At 32.7% G+C, this 1,980-nt stretch carries 2 protein-coding genes; both read left to right on the forward strand.

Features of this window, described 5'->3' with window-relative positions; genetic code table 11:
• Positions 1 to 285: 285 nt before the first annotated feature.
• Positions 286 to 1,074 carry a helix-turn-helix domain-containing protein gene (locus ACNHOZ_RS28780; protein WP_447697464.1) on the forward strand — a complete coding sequence of 263 codons (789 nt, stop codon included), beginning with the start codon at positions 286 to 288 and terminating at the stop codon, positions 1,072 to 1,074.
• A gap of 179 nt (positions 1,075 to 1,253) precedes the next feature.
• Positions 1,254 to 1,835: a hypothetical protein gene (locus ACNHOZ_RS28785; protein ID WP_447697465.1), complete on the forward strand. Its 582-nt coding sequence runs from the start codon at positions 1,254 to 1,256 to the stop codon at positions 1,833 to 1,835.
• Positions 1,836 to 1,980 lie beyond the last annotated feature (145 nt).

The raw sequence follows: 1,980 nt of genomic DNA on the forward strand, positions 1-1,980 counted from the left end.
TAGTACATGTACCATGTATTAAATAAGTTGTTCGGATAAAAAGAAGGCTTGAGCCGTATGACGGGAAATCTGTCACGTACGGTTCTTAGGGGGGCGGGCGCTCGTGAGAGTGCCTGCCTACCCGACTTAACTCATTTTATATAGGATATTTAAAAAAACATACATAAAAATAGCTATATAACAGGATTGCAACTATAAGTTGACAATGTTCATCTGTAATAAGATGGAAAAATATTATTGTATTTGAGATGATTAACCTATCAAAAGATAGGAGGTCATTATTATATGGCGTTTGGTGAAAAACTTTTTAAATTAAGAAAAGAAAAAGGTCTCTCACAAGAAGCTTTGGCCGAAAAGGTAAATACATCAAGACAGGCGATTAGTAAGTGGGAAAATGGCCAGGGCTTTCCTGAGACTGAAAAGCTGTTGTTGTTAGGAAATATATTTGAAGTTTCAATTGATTATTTGTTAAAAGATACAGTTGTACAAGAAAGCAGCAGTGAAAAAGGCTATTATGTAAGTAAGGAAATGGCTGAAGGATTTTTAGCCTTTCAAGGGAAAACACACAAATATGTATCTTTGGGAGTTAGTTTGCTCATCCTATCGACCATACCTTATTGGTTATTTGATCAGAACAAAGAACTTTCTACATTTTTAATTATTTTAATTGCTACCATGGGAGTGGGCGCTCTCGTTTCTGCAGTTTTGTTAGGAGGGCATCAATATAAGGTACTTAGTAAAGAACCTCTGTTACTAGATCATCATTATTTAAAAGAATTATCTCTAAAATACGCTCATACTAAAAAGAAGTATGCTGTTGTACTGATTGTAGGTTCTTGTTTATTAGCTGCAGGTGGGATGCCTTTCTTATTTGAAAGGAAGGACCTTGTTTCGATTGATTTAGTTCCCTATTACCCTGTCTGTATAGGTATGATTGCTATAAGCTCTTATATTTTACTTCGAACATTACCTATTCTTTATTCATATACGTTACTAGTAAACAATGAAGAGTATGTAAATAGATTAAGCTTCAAACTTTTAAGGAAAGGAAAGCAGAAATTAGAGGAGATGTAAATAAAAAAACCTGTTGGAATACAATTATTTCAACAGATTTTCTTATTTTTATATCTTTTGTGGTACCTATAGGGCACATTATGTGAACTAAATTATTCAAAAAATTTCATTTTATTGAAACAATTTCAAAATAATTACGTATGTAAAGGTACTACATAACGAAAGGTTGGATCTTTTTCATGATAGCTGACATAGTAGACGCTTTTAATTTTTTGTTAGATATTTTTAAAGGTAAATTGCCTTTACATGATTTATATTTACTAGCATTGATCATGATTATTATGCCTATAGCAGAGTATTTACGTGAGAAAAAGAAGAAAGACTATACGAAATTGCATATGTTATTTTTAAAATGGCTACCGATTTCATTTTTAGTTGTTTCGATTTACTTAACAGGCTTTTACTACATTACTAATTTAATAACTGATATTTTTAGTTCTCCAGATAGTTTTCAACATCAAGAAAGCTTACGCTCAATAGCTATTATGTCTTTAACAATGGCTAGCATCTCTTCTTTAATTATTTCCATAGGTAAATTAGATAACTTTTTCATTAATAACAAAGGGATACTCACCTTTTTTATTAATTCCTTACTTTTAGCAGTTGGAATGTATCTTATAAATATAACTTGGTATAGAACGATTACAGCACCTTTATGGAGTTATGGAATCATAGGTATCATCAATACAGCTTTTTTGTGTTTCTTACTATGGGAAGAAAATAAAGAATCTATGAACGAACGAAGTAGAGTTGCGAACTAATTGGTGCCGATAACGCACATTATGGTGCGACAAGAAGTCGCTTTCTTACAGCGTAGCTAACGCTACTCATCTAGACGCGAAGATGATCTCCATCCGAAACGGCATTCTTGGTAACGAGTTTGTCGGTTGCATGAGGAAATGCGGA

The organism is Priestia sp. D51 (assembly GCF_053345675.1).

What these genes read in the sequence shown, in the direction of transcription:
- ACNHOZ_RS28780 (WP_447697464.1), top strand. Translation starts at nt 286, where the DNA reads ATGGCGTTTGGTGAAAAACTTTTTAAATTAAGAAAAGAAAAAGGTCTC.
- ACNHOZ_RS28785 (WP_447697465.1), top strand. Translation starts at nt 1,254, where the DNA reads ATGATAGCTGACATAGTAGACGCTTTTAATTTTTTGTTAGATATTTTT.